The sequence below is a fragment of the Ralstonia sp. VS2407 genome, from assembly GCF_052950655.1.
In genome coordinates this window covers 1-430 of record NZ_JBRFVG010000399.1, presented here as the reverse complement: position 1 = coordinate 430, position 430 = coordinate 1, and the positions used below count along the sequence as shown (strand labels likewise).

1 protein-coding gene is annotated in these 430 nt (G+C 73.3%); it reads left to right on the top strand.

Features of this window, described 5'->3' with window-relative positions; translation table 11 throughout:
• Positions 1-430: alpha/beta fold hydrolase (locus ACU8YE_RS25670; protein WP_446930446.1), on the top strand; the 430-nt coding region annotated here is incomplete at both ends.

The following is a 430-nucleotide window of genomic DNA, read 5'->3' as shown; positions in this document are numbered from 1 at the left end:
CTACGAGGACACCGGCGGTGACGCTCGACCCGTCGTCCTCATCCACGGCTGGCCGCTGAGCGGCGCCTCCTGGTCCGAGCAGGTGCCGGCCTTCGTCGAGGCCGGGCACCGCGTGATCACCTACGACCGCCGCGGCTTCGGCGACTCCGAGAAGCCCGGGTCGGGCCACGACTACGACACTTTCGCGGCCGACCTCGCCGGCCTGCTCGAGGCGCTGGACCTCCGCGACGTGGCGTTGGTCGGCTTCTCGATGGGCGGTGGCGAGATCGCCCGCTACGTCGGCACCTTCGGGGAGGACCGCCTGCGCGCCGCTGTCTTCGCGGCCGCCGTCCCGCCCTACCTGCTCAAGACCGACGACAACCCCGAGGGCGGTCTCGCCCCCGAGGACGTCGAGGGGATGCAGCAGGGGGCCCGTGAGGACCGCGAGGGC